The sequence below is a fragment of the Thalassococcus sp. genome (genome assembly GCF_982780845.1).
Genome location: NZ_CEYADA010000002.1, coordinates 17293 through 33200 on the forward strand (window position 1 = coordinate 17293; position 15908 = coordinate 33200).

The 15908-nt window shown below is 53.7% G+C and carries 22 protein-coding genes; 16 read left to right on the top strand and 6 right to left on the bottom strand.

Annotated features, from left to right (window positions below):
• Positions 1 to 44 precede the first annotated feature (44 nt).
• Positions 45 to 797: a bifunctional demethylmenaquinone methyltransferase/2-methoxy-6-polyprenyl-1,4-benzoquinol methylase UbiE gene (gene ubiE, locus AC4FIA_RS02300; RefSeq protein ID WP_287473864.1), complete on the top strand. Its 753-nt coding sequence runs from the start codon at positions 45 to 47 to the stop codon at positions 795 to 797.
• Position 798: 1 nt separating this feature from the next.
• A complete protein-coding gene (ubiB, locus tag AC4FIA_RS02305; RefSeq protein ID WP_490364553.1) occupies positions 799 to 2331 on the top strand; it encodes a 2-polyprenylphenol 6-hydroxylase in 1533 nt (510 codons plus the stop codon).
• Here ubiB and AC4FIA_RS02310 read toward each other — a convergent pair whose 3' ends face one another.
• On the bottom strand, positions 2332 to 3000 hold the full coding sequence (locus AC4FIA_RS02310; protein WP_490364554.1) for a flagellar hook capping FlgD N-terminal domain-containing protein: 669 nt from the start codon (positions 2998 to 3000) through the stop codon (positions 2332 to 2334). It lies immediately after the preceding gene.
• Positions 3001 to 3004: 4 nt separating this feature from the next.
• On the bottom strand, positions 3005 to 4369 hold the full coding sequence (locus AC4FIA_RS02315; RefSeq protein WP_490364555.1) for a flagellar hook-length control protein FliK: 1365 nt from the start codon (positions 4367 to 4369) through the stop codon (positions 3005 to 3007).
• An 88-nt stretch (positions 4370 to 4457) separates the two neighbouring features.
• Between AC4FIA_RS02315 and AC4FIA_RS02320 the strand changes: the two genes are divergently transcribed.
• The 5 genes from AC4FIA_RS02320 (at position 4458) to AC4FIA_RS02340 (ending at position 7748) form a co-directional block, all read left to right on the top strand.
• Entirely contained in the window at positions 4458 to 4703 is a 246-nt protein-coding gene (locus tag AC4FIA_RS02320; RefSeq protein ID WP_490364556.1) for a hypothetical protein, read from the top strand.
• A gap of 135 nt (positions 4704 to 4838) precedes the next feature.
• Positions 4839 to 6107, top strand: a complete 1269-nt coding sequence (locus AC4FIA_RS02325) for a flagellin N-terminal helical domain-containing protein (RefSeq protein WP_103910806.1) — start codon at positions 4839 to 4841, stop codon at positions 6105 to 6107.
• A 65-nt stretch (positions 6108 to 6172) separates the two neighbouring features.
• Positions 6173 to 6550, top strand: coding sequence for a flagellar biosynthesis regulator FlaF (gene flaF, locus AC4FIA_RS02330; protein ID WP_490364557.1), 378 nt, complete (start codon positions 6173 to 6175; stop codon positions 6548 to 6550).
• Positions 6547 to 6951, top strand: a complete 405-nt coding sequence (flbT, locus tag AC4FIA_RS02335) for a flagellar biosynthesis repressor FlbT (RefSeq protein WP_103910804.1) — start codon at positions 6547 to 6549, stop codon at positions 6949 to 6951. The genes flaF and flbT overlap by 4 nt, the downstream gene beginning before the upstream one ends.
• The gene (locus AC4FIA_RS02340; RefSeq protein WP_490364558.1) at positions 6948 to 7748 is read left to right on the top strand and encodes a DUF1217 domain-containing protein; all 801 of its coding nucleotides are present in this window, start codon (positions 6948 to 6950) and stop codon (positions 7746 to 7748) included. The genes flbT and AC4FIA_RS02340 overlap by 4 nt, the downstream gene beginning before the upstream one ends.
• A gap of 4 nt (positions 7749 to 7752) precedes the next feature.
• Here AC4FIA_RS02340 and AC4FIA_RS02345 read toward each other — a convergent pair whose 3' ends face one another.
• Positions 7753 to 9093, bottom strand: a complete 1341-nt coding sequence (locus AC4FIA_RS02345) for a FliI/YscN family ATPase (protein WP_490364559.1) — start codon at positions 9091 to 9093, stop codon at positions 7753 to 7755.
• An 84-nt stretch (positions 9094 to 9177) separates the two neighbouring features.
• Here AC4FIA_RS02345 and AC4FIA_RS02350 point away from each other — a divergent pair, with 84 nt between their 5' ends.
• From AC4FIA_RS02350 to AC4FIA_RS02390, 9 genes are read left to right on the top strand one after another with little or no spacing between them, the layout of a single operon-like run.
• Positions 9178 to 9561 (top strand): FlgB family protein, encoded by a 384-nt coding sequence (locus tag AC4FIA_RS02350; protein WP_490364560.1) that lies wholly within the window; start codon positions 9178 to 9180, stop codon positions 9559 to 9561.
• 11 nt (positions 9562 to 9572) lie between these two features.
• The gene (flgC, locus tag AC4FIA_RS02355; protein WP_490364561.1) at positions 9573 to 9965 is read left to right on the top strand and encodes a flagellar basal body rod protein FlgC; all 393 of its coding nucleotides are present in this window, start codon (positions 9573 to 9575) and stop codon (positions 9963 to 9965) included.
• Positions 9966 to 9988: 23 nt separating this feature from the next.
• Positions 9989 to 10264 (top strand): flagellar hook-basal body complex protein FliE, encoded by a 276-nt coding sequence (fliE, locus tag AC4FIA_RS02360; RefSeq protein WP_488049055.1) that lies wholly within the window; start codon positions 9989 to 9991, stop codon positions 10262 to 10264.
• A gap of 3 nt (positions 10265 to 10267) precedes the next feature.
• Positions 10268 to 10534: a flagellar biosynthetic protein FliQ gene (locus tag AC4FIA_RS02365; RefSeq protein ID WP_103910799.1), complete on the top strand. Its 267-nt coding sequence runs from the start codon at positions 10268 to 10270 to the stop codon at positions 10532 to 10534.
• A gap of 1 nt (position 10535) precedes the next feature.
• Complete coding sequence (locus AC4FIA_RS02370) at positions 10536 to 11246, top strand: flagellar hook-basal body complex protein (protein WP_490364562.1); 711 nt, start codon at positions 10536 to 10538, stop codon at positions 11244 to 11246.
• Positions 11247 to 11261: 15 nt separating this feature from the next.
• On the top strand, positions 11262 to 12047 hold the full coding sequence (gene flgG, locus AC4FIA_RS02375) for a flagellar basal-body rod protein FlgG (protein WP_490364563.1): 786 nt from the start codon (positions 11262 to 11264) through the stop codon (positions 12045 to 12047).
• Complete coding sequence (gene flgA / locus AC4FIA_RS02380; protein ID WP_490364564.1) at positions 12044 to 12466, top strand: flagellar basal body P-ring formation chaperone FlgA; 423 nt, start codon at positions 12044 to 12046, stop codon at positions 12464 to 12466. The genes flgG and flgA overlap by 4 nt, the downstream gene beginning before the upstream one ends.
• Positions 12467 to 12468: 2 nt before the next feature.
• Positions 12469 to 13197, top strand: a complete 729-nt coding sequence (gene flgH / locus AC4FIA_RS02385) for a flagellar basal body L-ring protein FlgH (RefSeq protein ID WP_234994756.1) — start codon at positions 12469 to 12471, stop codon at positions 13195 to 13197.
• Between the two features lie 12 nt (positions 13198 to 13209).
• Positions 13210 to 13701: a flagellar basal body-associated FliL family protein gene (locus AC4FIA_RS02390; protein WP_490364565.1), complete on the top strand. Its 492-nt coding sequence runs from the start codon at positions 13210 to 13212 to the stop codon at positions 13699 to 13701.
• Between the two features lie 10 nt (positions 13702 to 13711).
• Here the strand turns inward: AC4FIA_RS02390 and AC4FIA_RS02395 are convergent, their stop codons facing one another.
• From AC4FIA_RS02395 to AC4FIA_RS02405, 3 genes are read right to left on the bottom strand one after another with little or no spacing between them, the layout of a single operon-like run.
• Positions 13712 to 14134, bottom strand: a complete 423-nt coding sequence (locus AC4FIA_RS02395; RefSeq protein WP_490364566.1) for a hypothetical protein — start codon at positions 14132 to 14134, stop codon at positions 13712 to 13714.
• On the bottom strand, positions 14134 to 15216 hold the full coding sequence (locus AC4FIA_RS02400; RefSeq protein ID WP_490364567.1) for an EscU/YscU/HrcU family type III secretion system export apparatus switch protein: 1083 nt from the start codon (positions 15214 to 15216) through the stop codon (positions 14134 to 14136). The genes AC4FIA_RS02395 and AC4FIA_RS02400 overlap by 1 nt, the downstream gene beginning before the upstream one ends.
• A complete protein-coding gene (locus AC4FIA_RS02405) occupies positions 15217 to 15906 on the bottom strand; it encodes a flagellar biosynthetic protein FliR (RefSeq protein WP_490364568.1) in 690 nt (229 codons plus the stop codon). It lies immediately after the preceding gene.
• Positions 15907 to 15908 lie beyond the last annotated feature (2 nt).

Here is a 15908-nt window from a genome sequence, read left to right on the forward strand (position 1 = left end):
TGGCGCTCTATAAGAAGGGGCAAGCCAAGGAAACGACAAGTGCCATGACCGAAAACTCTGGAAAAACGACGCATTTCGGATTCAGCGAAATTCAGGAATCTGAAAAGGCAGGCAAGGTTCAGGGTGTCTTCAACTCTGTCGCCAACAAGTACGACGTGATGAACGACGCCATGAGCATGGGCATCCACCGTATCTGGAAAGATGCGATGATGGATTGGCTTGCGCCGCGCCCTGGTCAGAAACTGCTGGATGTTGCCGGCGGGACTGGCGACATTTCCTTTCGCTTTTTGAAACGCGCGGGCCGCGGCCATGCCACCGTTCTGGACCTGACAGAGCCGATGCTGACCGAAGGCCGCAAACGGGCCGAGGCCGCGTCGATGGCCGATAGTCTGGATTGGGTCGTGGGCGACGCGATGGCCCTGCCCTTTGAAGACAACACCTTCGACGTTTACACGATTTCCTTTGGCATCCGGAACGTGACCGTACCGCAGCAGGCACTGAACGAAGCATATCGTGTGTTGCGTCCGGGTGGCCGGCTGATGGTGCTGGAATTCAACCAGATTCCCAATGAGATGATGCAGAAGGTGTACGATTTGTATTCCTTCAACATCATTCCCCGCATGGGCCAACTGATCGCTGGGGACAAAGACAGTTATCAGTACTTGGTGGAATCGATCCGTCAGTTCCCCGATCAGGAAACCTTCCTTGGCATGGTCAAGGCCGCCGGTTTTGAAAACGCTAAGTATCGCAACCTGAGCATGGGAATTGCCTGCCTGCATTCGGGGTGGAAAATCTGACATGCGCGGACCCCACAATATCTGGCGTTTGATCCGTACCGGTGCAACGTTTGAACGTACCGGCGCGATGCGCGTTGTTCTTGACGCGTTCGAGGCGCCTAAGCCTTTGCGTATCGCGGCACGCGTGCTGGGGTGGCCATTCAAATGGCTTGGGTATGAAGGCGATCCCGAGATGCCGCCGCTGACACGCGCGCTGACGGCTCTCGGCCCCGCCTACATCAAGTTCGGTCAGGTTCTGTCGACCCGCCCTGACGTTGTAGGCGAAGATCTGGCTGTTCAGCTGCGCATTCTGCAGGATAAACTGCCGCCGTTTTCGACCGAGATGGCCAAAAAGGCGATCGAGGAAGAACTGGAGGTTCCGGCCGACAGCCTGTTTTCGACGTTCAGCGAACCCGTCGCTGCAGCATCTATCGCGCAGGTTCACAAGGCCACTTTGGCGGACAACGGCGAAACCGTAGCTGTCAAGGTGCTGCGCCCCGGAATCGAGAAAGCGTTCCGCAAAGATCTGGACGCCTTCTTTTTTGCCGCTCGATTTATTGAATTCCTGTCACCCGCGTCGCGCCGATTGCGCCCGATGGATGTGATCACCCACTTTGAGGGTGTGGTCATGGGTGAGCTGGACCTGCGGCTCGAGGCGGCTTCGGCATCCGAATACGCCGCCAACACCGAACAGGATGCCGGTTTTCAGGTGCCGCCGGTCAAGTGGTTCCTGTCGGGTCGTCGCGTGATGACATTGGGTTGGGCCGAAGGGCTGCCGATGGGCGACAATACCGCGATTGATGCGGCTGGCATTGATCGCTCTGAGCTCAGTGAGCGTGTGCTACAACTGTTCCTGAACCATGCTCTGCGTGATGGTTTTTTCCATGCGGACATGCATCAGGGGAACCTGAAAATCGCTGAAAATGGCGACATCATCGCGCTTGATTTCGGGATCATGGGGCACATCGACGAATACACACGTCGGGTCTACGCCGAGATTCTGTTCGGTTTTATTCGCCGTGATTACAAACGTGTCGCCGAGGTGCATTTCGAGGCCGGTTATGTGCCCGCGGATCGTGACGTCGATGAATTCGCCCGGGCTCTACGTGCTGTGGGTGAGCCGATCTTCGGGATGGATGCCACCCGCATCTCCATGGCCCGCCTACTTGCCTACCTGTTCGAGGTAACAGAACGGTTTGGCATGGAAACACGCACCGAGCTGATCCTTCTGCAGCGCACAATGGTTGTGGTCGAAGGCGTCGCGCGGTCGCTTGATCCGCATATGAATATCTGGAAGGCTGCTCAGCCGATTGTCGAAGATTACATCAAGCAATCGATTGGCCCCCGCGCCGTTCTGAAGGATCTTGCGCAAACGGCCCGCGTGCTTGCGCGATTTGGCCCGCGCCTACCGGAAATGGTCGAGGATGTGCTGACCCAAAACAGCCGCTCGCACGATCACCATCACCCCAAAAGCAGCGGTGGGCGATTTGTTTGGGGTATCTTGGGTTTGGTTATCGGCGGCGCGCTGGGCGGGCTGTTGGTTGGCGGTTTTTGATTAATCCGTCACCCGAATACCATCGACACCTGACGCATTGACCTCGGCCCCGCCCAACAGGGTCAGAACGATCTCGCCATCCGAGCCGCTGCGCGCCTCGGTCACGCGTTGGTATGTGGTTGCTTGACCCGAATTGATCAGCTCTCCACTTGCGTACGCGTCGATGCGGAACGTGTAAAAGGCGCTGGATTGTGTTTCGCTGTTGTTGCCGAGGCCGTCCCATTCATAAAAACTGTCACCCAGAGAAAGCTGTCGATGCGCGACTTCGTTGCCGTTTGCATCAGAGATGACAAGCGTTGCGCTGTCCGCATTCGGCTGCGACGGGACCTGAAGCGCGATTGGGCGGCCATCAAAGTAAGCACTACCACTTTGCAACACTTCAGAATCCACCCAATCCACCAATTGCCCCAAACCAGATGATTGGAACTGCGCGTTCAATGCGGTCAAAAGGTCATTTGTCATAACCTGCTGCTCGACCGACGAGAACGACGCAAGTTGAGAGGCATATTCAGTCGAATCCAGCGGATTCAATGGATCCTGATTTTGCGCCTGTGTGGTCAGCATTTTCAGGAACGTCTCAAAATCCGAGTTCAAAACTCCAGATTGAGAAGAGGAGGACTGACTGACCGTTTGATTGGACGTCGCTGATGTGGGAACGTTTGTGATCATTTTTTTAAACCCGAATATCCAGACCGTCGTTGATGACAAGTGTTGTCATATTTTGGCTTTGCCCTTCATCCAGAGCGATGGAGGGCCCTTCAGCACACTTCAGATGTTCTTGGGCTGAAGCACCCCCATTTTGACCACCGCCAAGCTGCAGATTCAGCGACTCGTAGCCAACGGAAACAAGGTCTTTCTGAAGCGTTTCGATATGCCGGCGCATGAAATCCAGCGTCTCTGGCCGTTCAATATTGACGTGCAAAGTCCAGCCAGTTTCCGACCGCGTGATCTGCATTCGCAATTTCCCGAGCTCTTCCGGATCCAGAACAATCTCAACCGGCCCTTCCGTGGCCGCGGGGACGGCTTCGACGACTCTTGCAGAAATTTGTGGTGCCACACTCGGGGATGGCTTGAAAATAGTTCCCGATGTCCGTTCCGCGCCCAACTGTGGATCAATTGATATCGCCGGTGGCACGAAATCTTGCTTTAGGGAGCCAGGCTGAATTTCTACAGCTCGTGCCTCGGCCGGAAGGTGCGCACTGGAGGAATGCTGTTTGGGAAGCATGCTATAATGATCCTCCCGTTCGACGGTCTCGGGTGTGGAAGCAGTCGCTTTTTCGATGTCTTCTGCAGGCTTCACACCAAAATTCTGCATCTCGTTCCCACTAGTCACGACAGACGATACTGCTGGGTTTTCACTCTTGCTTATTGAAGTGGGGATGTTTTGTTTTCTATCTGCAGCTTCAAGTTTTTCAAAATTTGTGTCGATTTGTCCTTTATTTATTTCGTTCTCAGAAAATTGGACCGTTCCTTTAGGAAATACTGACGCCGCATTTTGGAGATTATTGCGTTCACCAATGGCTACAGTCTTAACTAAATCGTCATATCCAATCGATTCGCTCTCTAGCCTGTTCGGGAAATGAGAAATATTATCCCCAATCCCATGCTGACCTGTATTTACCGGATTAAATCCCACCGATATTCGTTCTATTTCTGTATCAGAGTGTTTGGGAAAACTTTTAAAATTAAAAATCGATAAATCACTTTCCTTCGCTTTATCAAATTCGAAAAATTGATCTGTCCCTTTTTGTATTTGGCCATAATGGACCCTACCATCATTGAGAGCATCCTCAAAACTTTGAAATTCGGAATCCACGACCAGGTCAGAAACGTTCTGATCCGTTTCAATAACAAATTCAGGAATCACTTCATCCTGCCCCGGTTCAGCAGGCACGGAGCCATCTTCCGGCATTACCGCCATCAACTCGTTCAACACAAATAGGAAATCTTCCCCTTGGTTTTCCAAGCCTTCATCCACCGGACAACCAGTTCTGCCAACCGCACCGAGCGTTGCCATAATTGAGTTTACGATAAACATGTTAGCCTCCTGATTATGTCTACAGAAGACATGAATTTGTTACCAAATTATTCACCTCCTACAGATTACTTCGTTACAGGAGGTAAGTATGGACACAACAAACTATGGACTTTTGGCGGATCGTAGCGCGCCGCAAAAGGTTGCCTCGAAATGCGACTTATTGGAGCAAGCCTTTTTGGAAAACTATCTAAAAACAACCAAAGCGTTTCAGAATTCTGAGAGCGAGTTCTCTTTCGTTTTTTATCAGGAGGTTTCCAAAAAGCTATCAGAAAAAATTGATTTAAATATTGGATGCATTGACGAAAGCAAAACTCGAAAAGCCAGTCCTCGTTAACCCAAAGTTAGTCTGTAGCCAACAATTTTGGCGATGCGACCAAAAGTCGGCACGGTACGACCGTTCATGTCAGAAGGCATTGATATCAAGGAAAATCGAAAATGGCGCTAAAGGCGCTTATGAAAGGACATGTCAATGTCGAGTATTCTTACAAATAATGGCGCGATGGTTGCGCTGCAAACACTGAAGTCGATCAACGGAAATCTGGCAGACACACAAAACCAGATTGCGACGGGCAAAACGGTTGCAAATGCAAAAGACAACTCTGCCGTCTGGGCGATTTCCAAGGTGATGGAATCTGACGTACAGGGATTTCAGGGTATTTCTGACAGCCTCAACCTTGGTGAATCCACGGTTGCTGTGGCCCGCCAGGCGTCGGAAACTGTCACAGATCTTCTGACCGAGATGAAGGGCAAGATCGTCTCTGCACAGGAAGAAAACGTCGATCGTGCGAAAATCCAAACGGATATCGATGCGCTGAAAGACCAGATTTCGTCGGTCGTGAACGCGGCTCAGTTCAACGGTCTGAATCTGCTGTCCAACGGCAGCACCGACGAGGGTTCTGGCACGGTCAACGTTCTTTCATCTCTGGATCGCTCCGCCTCCGGTGTCGAGGCCAGTGATATTTCGATCGCGAAACAGGATCTACGTCAGGACCAGCAGGACTTTACCGGCGGTACAGTGGCCGTTTCCACAGCTGATCAAACACTGAACGCAACACAGACGCGCACGCTGTCTGTCGCGGCACCGACGGCAGGTCAGGTCTTTAGCATCGAAATCACCGGAACGGATGCCGACAACAGCACGTTCACAGCGGCCGATTACACGTCAGGCGCAACAACCGCCGATGCCAAAAAGATGTTCTACGTTGCCAAGGATGGTGACTCTGCCGCAGACGTGGCCGCCGGTCTGGCGTCGGCATTTGCGAGCTATGCTGAGGAGCAGGGCCTTGATACCAACGTTCTGAACATCACGGCAGATGGCGATAGCCTGACCGCGACATCGGGTGTTACTGACGCAAACGATACAATTGCCGTTGGTATCAACACGATCACAGCGCCGACCAGCGTTACCATTGGTGGCGGGTTGTCTCAACTTTCTGATATCGACGTCACAACCAATGAAGGCGCGGATGCCGCTCTGACGGCGATCGAATCCATGATTGATACGGCAATCGACGCATCTGCCTCTTTCGGTTCGGTCGAGGGACGCATCGAGACACAAGAGAAGTTCATCTCGTCTCTCACAGATGCCCTGAAGTCCGGTATCGGGACACTTGTTGATGCGGATATGGAAGAAGCGTCCGCGCGTCTTCAGGCACTTCAAGTTCAGCAGCAGCTGGGTGTTCAGGCTCTCTCGATTGCCAACCAGGCACCGCAGAGCTTGTTGTCCCTGTTCCGCTAAAGGGACATCGGGCAGGCTTTTATTGAGCCTGCCCATTCAGAACTTCAAAATCGAGGATTATTTCAGTGAACGCAGTCGCAAATGCGAAGTATGGCTATTCGTCTTTCTCCAACGCCACCAGATCTGAACAATCCATTGAGTACGAGATTATTGCACGGGTTACCGCCGAATTGGATGCCGCAAGCAAAATACAAGGCAATGACTTCAGCGCGTTTGTGAAAGCGCTTTCGAACAACAGACGACTATGGGTCCTTTTGGCATCTGACGTGGCTCACCCTTCCAACCGTCTGCCGAAGCCGCTTAAAGCACAGATTTTCTACCTGTCCCAATTTGTCGAACAAAAATCACGCGAGGTCCTACGTGACCGCGGAGACGTGGCGCCACTGATCGAAGTCAATCGAAGCCTTCTTAACGGTCTCGGGCAGCAAGGAGCAAAAAGATGAGCGGACTGGTCCTAAAACTGGCACCAAAAGAGCGCCTGTTGATCAACGGCGCTGTGATTGAAAATGGTGATCGTCGAAGCCGGTTGTCGATTCTGACGTCCGACGTGAACATACTGCGCCTGAAAGATGCGATCCATCCGACCCAAGCCAAAACCCCGGTGAAACGGGTGTGCTATGCCGCGCAACTTGTCCTGATTGGCGAGCTTTCCGCAGCCGAAGGAAAAGCTGCACTGCTAAAAGGGTTGGAAGAGTTGAGTCATGTTCTTTTAGACAACGACAGTCGCCACCATCTGAGCCTTGCGACAGACGCTGTTTTGGATGGAAATTTTTACCTGTGCCTCAAGACATTGCGAAATCTGATTCCGCGTGAAAACCGTCTGCTTGGAGTGTGTCAGGAATGAGCTTTCAGCCGGTCATCGTCGGATCCGGTCTTGTTGGCTGGAACTTTTTGCAATCGACATTCGATCGGCAAAACGAGCTATTTCAAAATAGCCCGTTAATCTTGCGGGATACTGAATACTTCGCCGAAAACATCGCCAACGTTCAAAGTGCCGAAGACCTGGTGAATGACCGACGTTTGCTTCGTGTCGCTTTGAAAGCATTCGGCTTACAGGACGACATCAATTCCAAAGCGCTGATTTCCAAAGTCCTGTCAGAGGGAACAGAAAGTTCGAGTTCTCTGGCGAACAAACTGTCTGACTCCAGATATGCTGAATTTTCGAAGGCCTTCGGTCTTGGCAACGCAGACGGGGCACAAACTTTGGCTGATGGCTTCGCCGAAGACATCATAGCCCGCTACAATGCGCAATCATTCGAAATCGCGGTTGGCGACCAGAACGAAACGCTACGCTTGGCTTTGAATGCGGAACGGAAACTGCCGGAACTTGCCGAGCAGTCCAGTTCCAACGACTCGCTTTGGTATCAAATCATGGGAACACCGCCGCTGCGCGAGGTATTCGAATCTGCGCTGGGATTGCCGAGTTCGTTTGGCCAAATTGATATCGACCAGCAGCTTGAAGTTTTCCAAGACAAGGCCAACCAACGTTGGGGCACAAACGATGTCCGCGAACTAGCTACAACTGAGATGCTGGAAGAGATTACAAAAACCTATCTTTTACGGGAACAGGCGCAAGAGATCGGCTCTTCGAGTTCCGGCAGCATTGCCTTGACCCTACTTCAATCTATTTCCTTTGGCTGAATTTTTAGGACGCGGCTTTGATAGTGCCTGCGGCCGCCCTACGCAGGATCAGGTTCAATTTGGCAAAGCTCTGCTCGTGACCTGAAACGCTTTTATCTGAGACAAATGAATCCAGCTCTGGCCATGCCGCCAAAGCTTCGTCAATTCTCGGGTCTGCGCCCTCACGATAAAGACCTGCGCGCATCATCGGCTCGATCTTTTCATACTTGCCCAACAAGCGACGCGCATGTGTTAGCAGCTCATTCTCGGGCTCAGATGCAGCTTCTGGCAGGCTTCTGGACACCGAACGCAAGATATCAATCGCGGGGAATCTGCCGCGCTCTGCGATTTCCCGGTCCAAAATAACATGTCCGTCCAAAGTACCTCTAAGAACATCCGCGACCGGTTCTTCCATGTCAGAGCCAGCGACGAGCACGGTAAAGACAGCAGTGATATCGCCCTGCCCTTCACCACCTGGCCCTGCGCGTTCGCATAGGCCCATAAGTTCGGCGGGCATCGAGGGGGGAAACCCCTGCAGGACAGGCAGTTCACCGGCTGAAAAGGCGATGTCGCGGTGGGCTTCGGCCATGCGCGTCAGTGAGTCTGCCAGATAAAGAACCTGTTTGCCCTGGTCGCGGAAATATTCTGCGATTTCCATGGCTGAGCGGGCGCAACGCCGTCTTTCCAATGCCGGTCGTTCGGAGCTTGCCGCAACCACGACGCTTTTTGCCATGCCTTCCGGCCCCAGAACGTTCTGCACAAAATCGCGGATTTCGCGGCTGCGTTCACCGACCAGCGCCACCACAACAACATCGACGTTTATTCCGCGGGTCAACTGCGCCAGCAGCCGGGATTTACCGACACCGGAGCCCGCAAAAACACCGATTCTTTGACCCTGTGCCAGCGGCAAAAACGTATCAAAGACCGCCAGTCCGGTTTTAAGCCTTTCCCCCAGACCGCGGCGGGACATCGGAGAAATCGTTCTTGTGGAAGTCTCATCTTCGGAAACGGGAACAGGACGACCGTCCAGTGGCTGTCCGTCCGGATCAATTACACGGCCAATCCACCTCATATTCGGGCGCAGGCTGACATTGCTCCACTGCGTTACGCGATCACCGATCGAGATACCGGACAAAGGCCCCTCGACCATCACTCCGGCGCCTTGATCGGACAGGCGCAAAACCTCGGCAAATAGCTTTTTGCCGCTGTTCTGCGTGATCTGCACCCGATCAGAGACAGACAGAAGATTGGTTAAACCGGACACCCAGACGATATTGCTGTCGACTGCGTGAACGCGGCCCGCAACGCGAGACATCCGCAATTTGCCAATTTCCGATGCCAGTCCTGCCAATTCGAATCGATCCATCGTGCGCTCCGTTCAACTCTCGCAAACGGTTTCTAAAGGAATCGCGGTTAAGGCTTGATTGAAGCCACCGAGGGAGAAGCCCCGATGTTCCAAAATATACAGGTCTTAGACGCCTCTATCGCACTTGCGAAAAATGCTGGGCGCCGTCAGGCCGCCAGCGCCCAAAACCTCGCGAACGCAGATACGCCGGGATACAAAGCTCTGCGCGTATCCACGTTTCAGGCCAGCTTTGACTCGGCCAGCGGTCAGCAGATCAAGACCACGCGCAGTCAGCATACAGGCAGCGCCGCGCCCTTTGCTTTTCAAGATCAGATGACCAATCGCACGAGCGCGGACCCGAATGGCAATGCCGTGAATCTGGAAGAAGAAATGATGGAGGCCGCTCAGGCCAAAAGCGATCACACAAAAGCGCTGTCTATCATTCAATCCAGCCTAAAAATCCTGCGCCTTAGCCTTGGGAAATCATGAGGTCCTAACTGATGAATGATTTTTCCAATGCCATTAAGGTCACCGCAAGCGGGCTGCACGCACAAGCGACGCGCCTGCGCCACCTGTCCGAAAATATCGCAAATGCAGACACGCCCGGCTACCAGCGGAAAACCGTAGCTTTCGAAGCCGTGCGCGCAAGCGCAGGCGAGCCCACCACTGTTTCAACCGGTCCGGTGCTATTGGACCCGACGGATGGCGAACGGATTTTTGAGCCAGGTCATCCGCTGGCCGACGAGAGCGGTTTTTACGAAGGCTCCAACGTCAATTTGCTGATCGAAATGGCTGATTCCCGCGAAGCCCAGCGCACCTACGAAGCGAACCTGAAAATGTTCGAGCAAACCAAAGAAATGTCGCGCGGCCTTTACGACCTTCTCAGACGATAACCACCCAAATTTAGGAGACCAGAATGGACATCCGAACCCTGTTTTCAAATCAAACGAACTCGATCCAAGCGGCGACAAAACCAGATGCAATGGCAGCCGCAGCTGCTGAAAAGTTCGAAAGCTTTTCCGCCACGCTTGCCAATGCCGAGGGCGAAGCCAAAGCTGCCCTTTCGGGTAACGCAGATCCGCATGCCCTTGTGACGGCGCTGGCGCAATCTGAACTGGCTGTCGAAACCGCCGTGACACTGCGCAACAAAGTGGTCGAGGCCTACCAAGAAATTCTTCGGATGCCGGTCTGACCCGTGCAGGACACCCAGATATACGACGTGCTGCGTCAGGGGCTTTGGATCGCGACAATAACGTCGACCCCGATCCTTCTTGCCGCGCTTGTGACCGGACTGTGCATCGGCCTGTTTCAGGCCCTGACGTCCGTTCAGGAAATGACGCTGACCTTTGTGCCCAAACTCGTGGCCATCGTCGCCGTTTTCTGGATGTCGATGAACTTTATGACGGAAACGCTCGTGTCATTTTTCCATAGCCAGATCATCCCCCTAATCACGGAAAGCTGAGATGCAAACCACAGGTTACACCACACTGACCCGTATGGCGGGGCTTGAGCGGGAAATGCGCGTCGTCGCGAACAATATCGCCAATGCACAAACCAAAGGGTTCCGCCAACAGGGCGTCCTTTTTTCGGAATATATCACCGATACCGACAGGGGTTCGGTTTCGATGGCAACAGCCCGCATTTCCGAGACGCTGACACATCAAGGCAGCCTTGAACTGTCCGAGGGTCAGTTCGATCTCGGGCTTCAGGGCGATGGATATTTCCTGATTCAATCGGCAGATGGCCCACGACTCAGCCGCGCTGGCGCATTTACCACGAATGCCGCAGGTGAGCTGGTGACGCCTTTAGGTTTGGCTGTGCTGGACTCCGGCGGGGCACCTATCCAACTGTTACCGAACGCCAGCGACACCCGGATCGGGCAAGATGGTACAATCACGCAAGACGGAGCGCCCGTAGCACAGATTGGCGTCGTAGAGCCAACAGACCCCGCGGGTTTGGTGAGGGAAGGCAATTTACTGTTCCGCGCCGATGCGGGCTTTGAGCCATCCGAAAGAACCACTGTCATGCAGGGATTTCTGGAAGCGTCCAACGTGGATCCAATCGGCCAGATGGCCCGATTGATCGAAGTCCAGCGCGCTTATGAAATGGGGCAAAGCTTTCTCGATGCAGAAAGCGACCGCGTCAAATCCTCAATCCAAAGCCTTTCTAGATAAACCGTAGGAGTTCCCATGCGCGCCCTTCAAATCGCCGCCACAGGTATGTCTGCCCAACAAATGCGGGTCGAGGTGATCTCGCAGAACCTGTCGAACATGAGCACGACGGGCTATAATCCACGTCGCGCCGAATTCACCGACCTGCAATATGAACAGGTCGCCCGGGCTGGGACTGTGACAGCATCAAACGGCACAATGCTTCCAACCGGTATCCAACTGGGGCTTGGTGTGCGGCCAGCCTCAGTCACGTTCCAGCCATCGCAAGGTTCGCTTAGTCAAACGGGTGGTGATCTGGATATTGCAATCGATGGGTCCGGCTTTCTTGAGGTCACTATGCCATCGGGCCAGTCCGCCTATACGCGCGACGGGTCGTTAAAGCGGAACGCGGACGGCATGATCGTCACGTCTGACGGGCATCCCGTGGTTCCCGAAATCGTTATTCCCGCCGACACGCGATCACTGTCGATCAATGCCTCGGGCGAGGTGTACGCCTATTTTGACACAAGCACCGAAGCCCAGCTGTTGGGGCAACTGACGCTTTCGGGCTTTTCCAATCCCAAGGGCCTCGAAGCGCTGGGCGGGAATCTGTTTCTCGAAACAGCTGCCTCGGGCAATGCGCTGGTTGCCACACCGGGAACTGATGGCGTTGGCACCGTCCGGCAGGGTTACCTTGAGGACAGTTCTGTTGATGCCGTCCGTGAAATCACCGAACTGATCGAAGCCCAACGCGGTTATGAACTGAATGCCAAGGTCATGACCGCGGCAGATCAGATGCTTGGCGCGACGACGCAGATCAAATGAAACTCGTCCCCGCCCTTTTGACCACGGTGCTTAGCGCATCCACTGCATTCGCCGACAGCATCGTCGCCGCTCGGAACATTCGCCCCTACGAGGTTCTGACCGCCGACATGCTTTTGACAGTTCCCGATTCCGTTGACGGGGCAGCAATGCATGCCGATCAGCTTCTTGGGATGGAGGCCAGCGTCGCGCTTTTTTCGGGGCGGACAATCATGCTGAGCCAGGTCGCCCCACCGGCAATCGTTGAAAGAAATGCCATCGTTCCTCTGATTTTCACCAAGGGTGCGCTCAGTATCGAAGTCGAAGGACGTGCCCTTGGGCGTGGCTCTGTCGGAGAGCGGATCAGAGCGATGAACCTGCAATCTAAAACCAGTCTGACAGCAATCGTTCAGCCGAACGGGACGCTTTTGGTCACGGAGTGAAAATGAAATTTCTGATGTATTCGTCTCTGATTTGCCTAATGCTAAGCGGATGCGGGCGCGTGAAACATATTGGCACAGAGCCCGATTTCACGCCCGTTGATGACAGCCATGAACTGCAGGCTATGACCTTTGGTGCTCTGCCGACAGAACTGCCCTCAATCCATGAAATTGATCGTGCATCCCTGTGGCACGCCGGGCCCGCATCCCTGCTGGGCGATCAACGCGCGGTGCGACGGGGTGACATTCTGACGGTGGTGATTGAAATCGACGATGCTGCGGAAATTTCAAACAGCAGCAACCGGTCGCGTAGCGGGTCCGAGCAACTCGCGATCCCCGAGCTTTTCGGCCTGCCGCAACGCGTCGACCCAGACATGCCCGCCGGCGCGAGCCTGTCCAATGCTGTCTCGTTGAACAGTTCAGCAAAGTCGGGCGGCGAAGGGTCTGTAAAACGCAAAGAAAAACTCGCGCTGCGGATTGCGGCAACGGTCATCCAGACAATGCCGAACGGCGTGCTCCAAATTTCGGGGACGCAACAGGTACGTGTGAATTTTGAGATGCGGGAGTTGTTCGTATCTGGGTTTGTCCGCCCTGAAGATATCTCGCGGTCAAACGAGATCACGTACGACAAAATCGCAGGCGCGCAGATCTCATACGGCGGTCGTGGGCACATTTCGGACGTGCAGCAACCGCGCATTGGTCAGCAGATTCTTGACGTCGTACTGCCGTTTTAAAAGGAGCCAACGTTGAAACTGATCCTTCCAATCATCTTGGCTCTTTTAGGCACCGGAGCAGGCGTTGGCGCGGCAATTGTCATGGGCGCGGACAAGCAATCACACGATACCGAAATCGCCTGCCTGCCAGCTGCGGAAAAGATTGTAGCGGAACCCCCTTCGAGTTTCGAGGAAGCTCCGCCAAGAGATGGTGAGTTTGTGAAGCTTGCCAACCAGTTTTTGGTTCCGGTTTTGGTCCAAGACGAAGTGGATGCCATGGTGGTCATGTCGCTTAGTCTTGAGGTCGAGCCGGGGACAACGTCAGAGGTGTTTCATCTCGAACCCAAAATCCGCGACAAGTTTCTTCAAATCCTGTTCGATCACGCGAACAAAGGGCACTTCGGCAGCGGTTACACCAGCAATCGATCGCTCGAAATTCTGCGCAACGCCCTGCGTAGCGCGGCCCAGGACATCACGCGCGGGAAAACGCGTGACGTGCTTATCGTAGAAATCGCCAAGCAGTAGATTCTTAGACCTACCGGTTTTTAGCCTCGGCCATCATAATGACCGAGGCCATTTTCCGTTGCGCCTTTTTCTTGGCTTCCGATTTTAAGGCCAGCGTTTCCATTTCCACCAAGGCCTCGGCCGCAAGGCGATTGGAAAATTTGACCCTCAATTGATCTGTGCGATGTGCCTCGAGCGCTCTGTTTTTCGCAAGCGCGATGTTCAAAGATTTCTGACGTTCAGCAAGCCAGGCAAGCCATGTTTCGTTCATACCGGACAACTGCATCGCGGCGTCGTCCCAATCGAGATTCATCCCCTCTCGGAATGCGTCGCTTGCTTTGACAGTTTCAGCGCGCAGGCGATCCCCTTGCGCCTGAACCTCACGGCAATCCGCCTCTGCCTTTTCTTCGATAAGCCTCGCGACAAGTGCCAGATCTGAATATTTGTTTTTCATCAAGCACCCCTCTTTTTAGCGACCCGCGCGGCCTCGGCAAATCTGAGAGCAGCGGCAACCGCCCTATAGAGTTCCGGCTGAATTTCGGCACCGATTTCAACTGTCTTGTGAATTGCACGCGCGACTGGTGGATCTGAATGGATCGGAACACCCGACTCATTGGCGATTTCGCGAATTCTTGCCGCAACCTCATCCACACCCTTCGCAACACAAATTGGCGCTGAGTGCTTTGAGCTGTCCCACTGAAGCGCGACCGCGTAGTGGGTCGGGTTAACGATGATGACGTCCGCCTTGGGAACACTTGCCGCGATGTTTTGCCTCGCGATCTCTTCGCCGCGCGCACGCCTTTGGGATTTTTGATGCGGATCGCCCTCGGCCTCTTTTGCTTCATCCCTGAGTTCTTTGTGTGACATCCGGTTTCGGGACAAAAATTCAAAGTGCTGCCAAAGAAAATCTACAGCGGCGATGACAAGCGCGACGACAAAAACCAGCGTCAAGAAACGTACGACAACGTTTGTTTGAAGCACGGCAATCTGGTGGGTTTCCTGTGCAAGAGACGCCAAGATTTCATTTAGGTTCAAGCGAATGAAAAGTCCCAAAATTATGCAGTAAATCAATAGTTTCACTGCGCTTTTTGAAAATTCAAACAGGCCCCTTTTACCAAATTTATTCTTTGCGTTTTCCAATAGGGAAATCCGCGACAATTTTGGCGCCAGTTTCGATGGCGAGAAAATCAACGTTCTGGTTGCGAGAAGCACGGCCAGAACACAAAGCCCCGGAACCACCCAGAACAGCCAGAGCGCGGCGGTTACATTCAGCAAAGGTTTGAACCAATCAGTGTTGTCCAGACCAGAGCCGTTATTCGGAAAGAACTGTGCGGCTTGCGACCAATAGATCATCAAACCATTGGCCGCAGACATGATTGCGCCAGATCCAAGTGCGATCGCCCCGATCAAAAACCCACCATAGGCTGTGGCCGTCAACAGATCAGGCGATCGTGCTACCTGCCCTTTCTGTCTGGCGTCGCGAAGCTTTTTCTCTGATGGCTCGTGGGATTTTTCGCTGTCCTGATCTTCGGCCATCTAGGGTCCCCCGACCGGCGACGCCAGGAATTTATCGACAGAAACAAGCCATATGCCCAGCATTAGCGGAGACGCGATCATCAATAAGGCAATTGCCGCCCATGTCACGGCCGGAGCGCCGACCAAAGCAACCATCAACTGGGGCATCGCCTTGTTGATCACGCCCAAAGTCAGATTGTAGAGGATCGACACAATCAAAAACGGAGCGGCGAGCACAAAGGCCTGGTTCATCATGGTGCCCGCGTTTGCCAAGGCCCAAGCGACAACGTCTTCCGCCGTGGGTACGGCACCAAACGGCAACCAGACATAAGAGCTGATGATGAACATGGCGAGCTTCACATGGAAGCCGCCCGCCATCAAAAGCGCCAGCGCCGCAAAGGTCAGGATATGGCCGATTGTTGGCATCGGGTCTTCTTGGGACCCACCGAAAAGCTGTGACAAGGACATTGATTGGGCGGCGATTGTGCCTGCCATTTGAAGGGCAAAAATCAGAAACCGAAGCCCCAAACCAAGGAACACACCGATAAAAATTTCAGCGAAAACCCAAAGCGGCAAGCTGGTGAGTGTCAAATTGTGTATGGCTGCAAAATCGGGCATCGAGCCAAGGCATATCACCGAAAATGCGCCCGCGAGGACAAGACGGAAACGGACTGGAACCGAGCGGTCAGCAAAGCCCGGAACAACTGTCATCA

Coding starts and splice junctions, on each gene's coding strand:
- flgC (WP_490364561.1), top strand. CDS start 9,573: ATGAATGATTTTTCCAATGCCATTAAGGTCACCGCAAGCGGGCTGCAC.
- AC4FIA_RS02345 (WP_490364559.1), bottom strand. CDS start 9,093: ATGGATCGATTCGAATTGGCAGGACTGGCATCGGAAATTGGCAAATTG.
- AC4FIA_RS02320 (WP_490364556.1), top strand. CDS start 4,458: ATGGACACAACAAACTATGGACTTTTGGCGGATCGTAGCGCGCCGCAA.
- AC4FIA_RS02315 (WP_490364555.1), bottom strand. CDS start 4,369: ATGTTTATCGTAAACTCAATTATGGCAACGCTCGGTGCGGTTGGCAGA.
- AC4FIA_RS02340 (WP_490364558.1), top strand. CDS start 6,948: ATGAGCTTTCAGCCGGTCATCGTCGGATCCGGTCTTGTTGGCTGGAAC.
- AC4FIA_RS02400 (WP_490364567.1), bottom strand. CDS start 15,216: ATGGCCGAAGATCAGGACAGCGAAAAATCCCACGAGCCATCAGAGAAA.
- fliE (WP_488049055.1), top strand. CDS start 9,989: ATGGACATCCGAACCCTGTTTTCAAATCAAACGAACTCGATCCAAGCG.
- AC4FIA_RS02370 (WP_490364562.1), top strand. CDS start 10,536: ATGCAAACCACAGGTTACACCACACTGACCCGTATGGCGGGGCTTGAG.
- flgH (WP_234994756.1), top strand. CDS start 12,469: ATGAAATTTCTGATGTATTCGTCTCTGATTTGCCTAATGCTAAGCGGA.
- flgA (WP_490364564.1), top strand. CDS start 12,044: ATGAAACTCGTCCCCGCCCTTTTGACCACGGTGCTTAGCGCATCCACT.
- AC4FIA_RS02395 (WP_490364566.1), bottom strand. CDS start 14,134: ATGAAAAACAAATATTCAGATCTGGCACTTGTCGCGAGGCTTATCGAA.
- ubiB (WP_490364553.1), top strand. CDS start 799: ATGCGCGGACCCCACAATATCTGGCGTTTGATCCGTACCGGTGCAACG.
- flgG (WP_490364563.1), top strand. CDS start 11,262: ATGCGCGCCCTTCAAATCGCCGCCACAGGTATGTCTGCCCAACAAATG.
- AC4FIA_RS02310 (WP_490364554.1), bottom strand. CDS start 3,000: ATGATCACAAACGTTCCCACATCAGCGACGTCCAATCAAACGGTCAGT.
- AC4FIA_RS02325 (WP_103910806.1), top strand. CDS start 4,839: ATGTCGAGTATTCTTACAAATAATGGCGCGATGGTTGCGCTGCAAACA.
- AC4FIA_RS02405 (WP_490364568.1), bottom strand. CDS start 15,906: ATGACAGTTGTTCCGGGCTTTGCTGACCGCTCGGTTCCAGTCCGTTTC.
- ubiE (WP_287473864.1), top strand. CDS start 45: ATGACCGAAAACTCTGGAAAAACGACGCATTTCGGATTCAGCGAAATT.
- flbT (WP_103910804.1), top strand. CDS start 6,547: ATGAGCGGACTGGTCCTAAAACTGGCACCAAAAGAGCGCCTGTTGATC.
- AC4FIA_RS02350 (WP_490364560.1), top strand. CDS start 9,178: ATGTTCCAAAATATACAGGTCTTAGACGCCTCTATCGCACTTGCGAAA.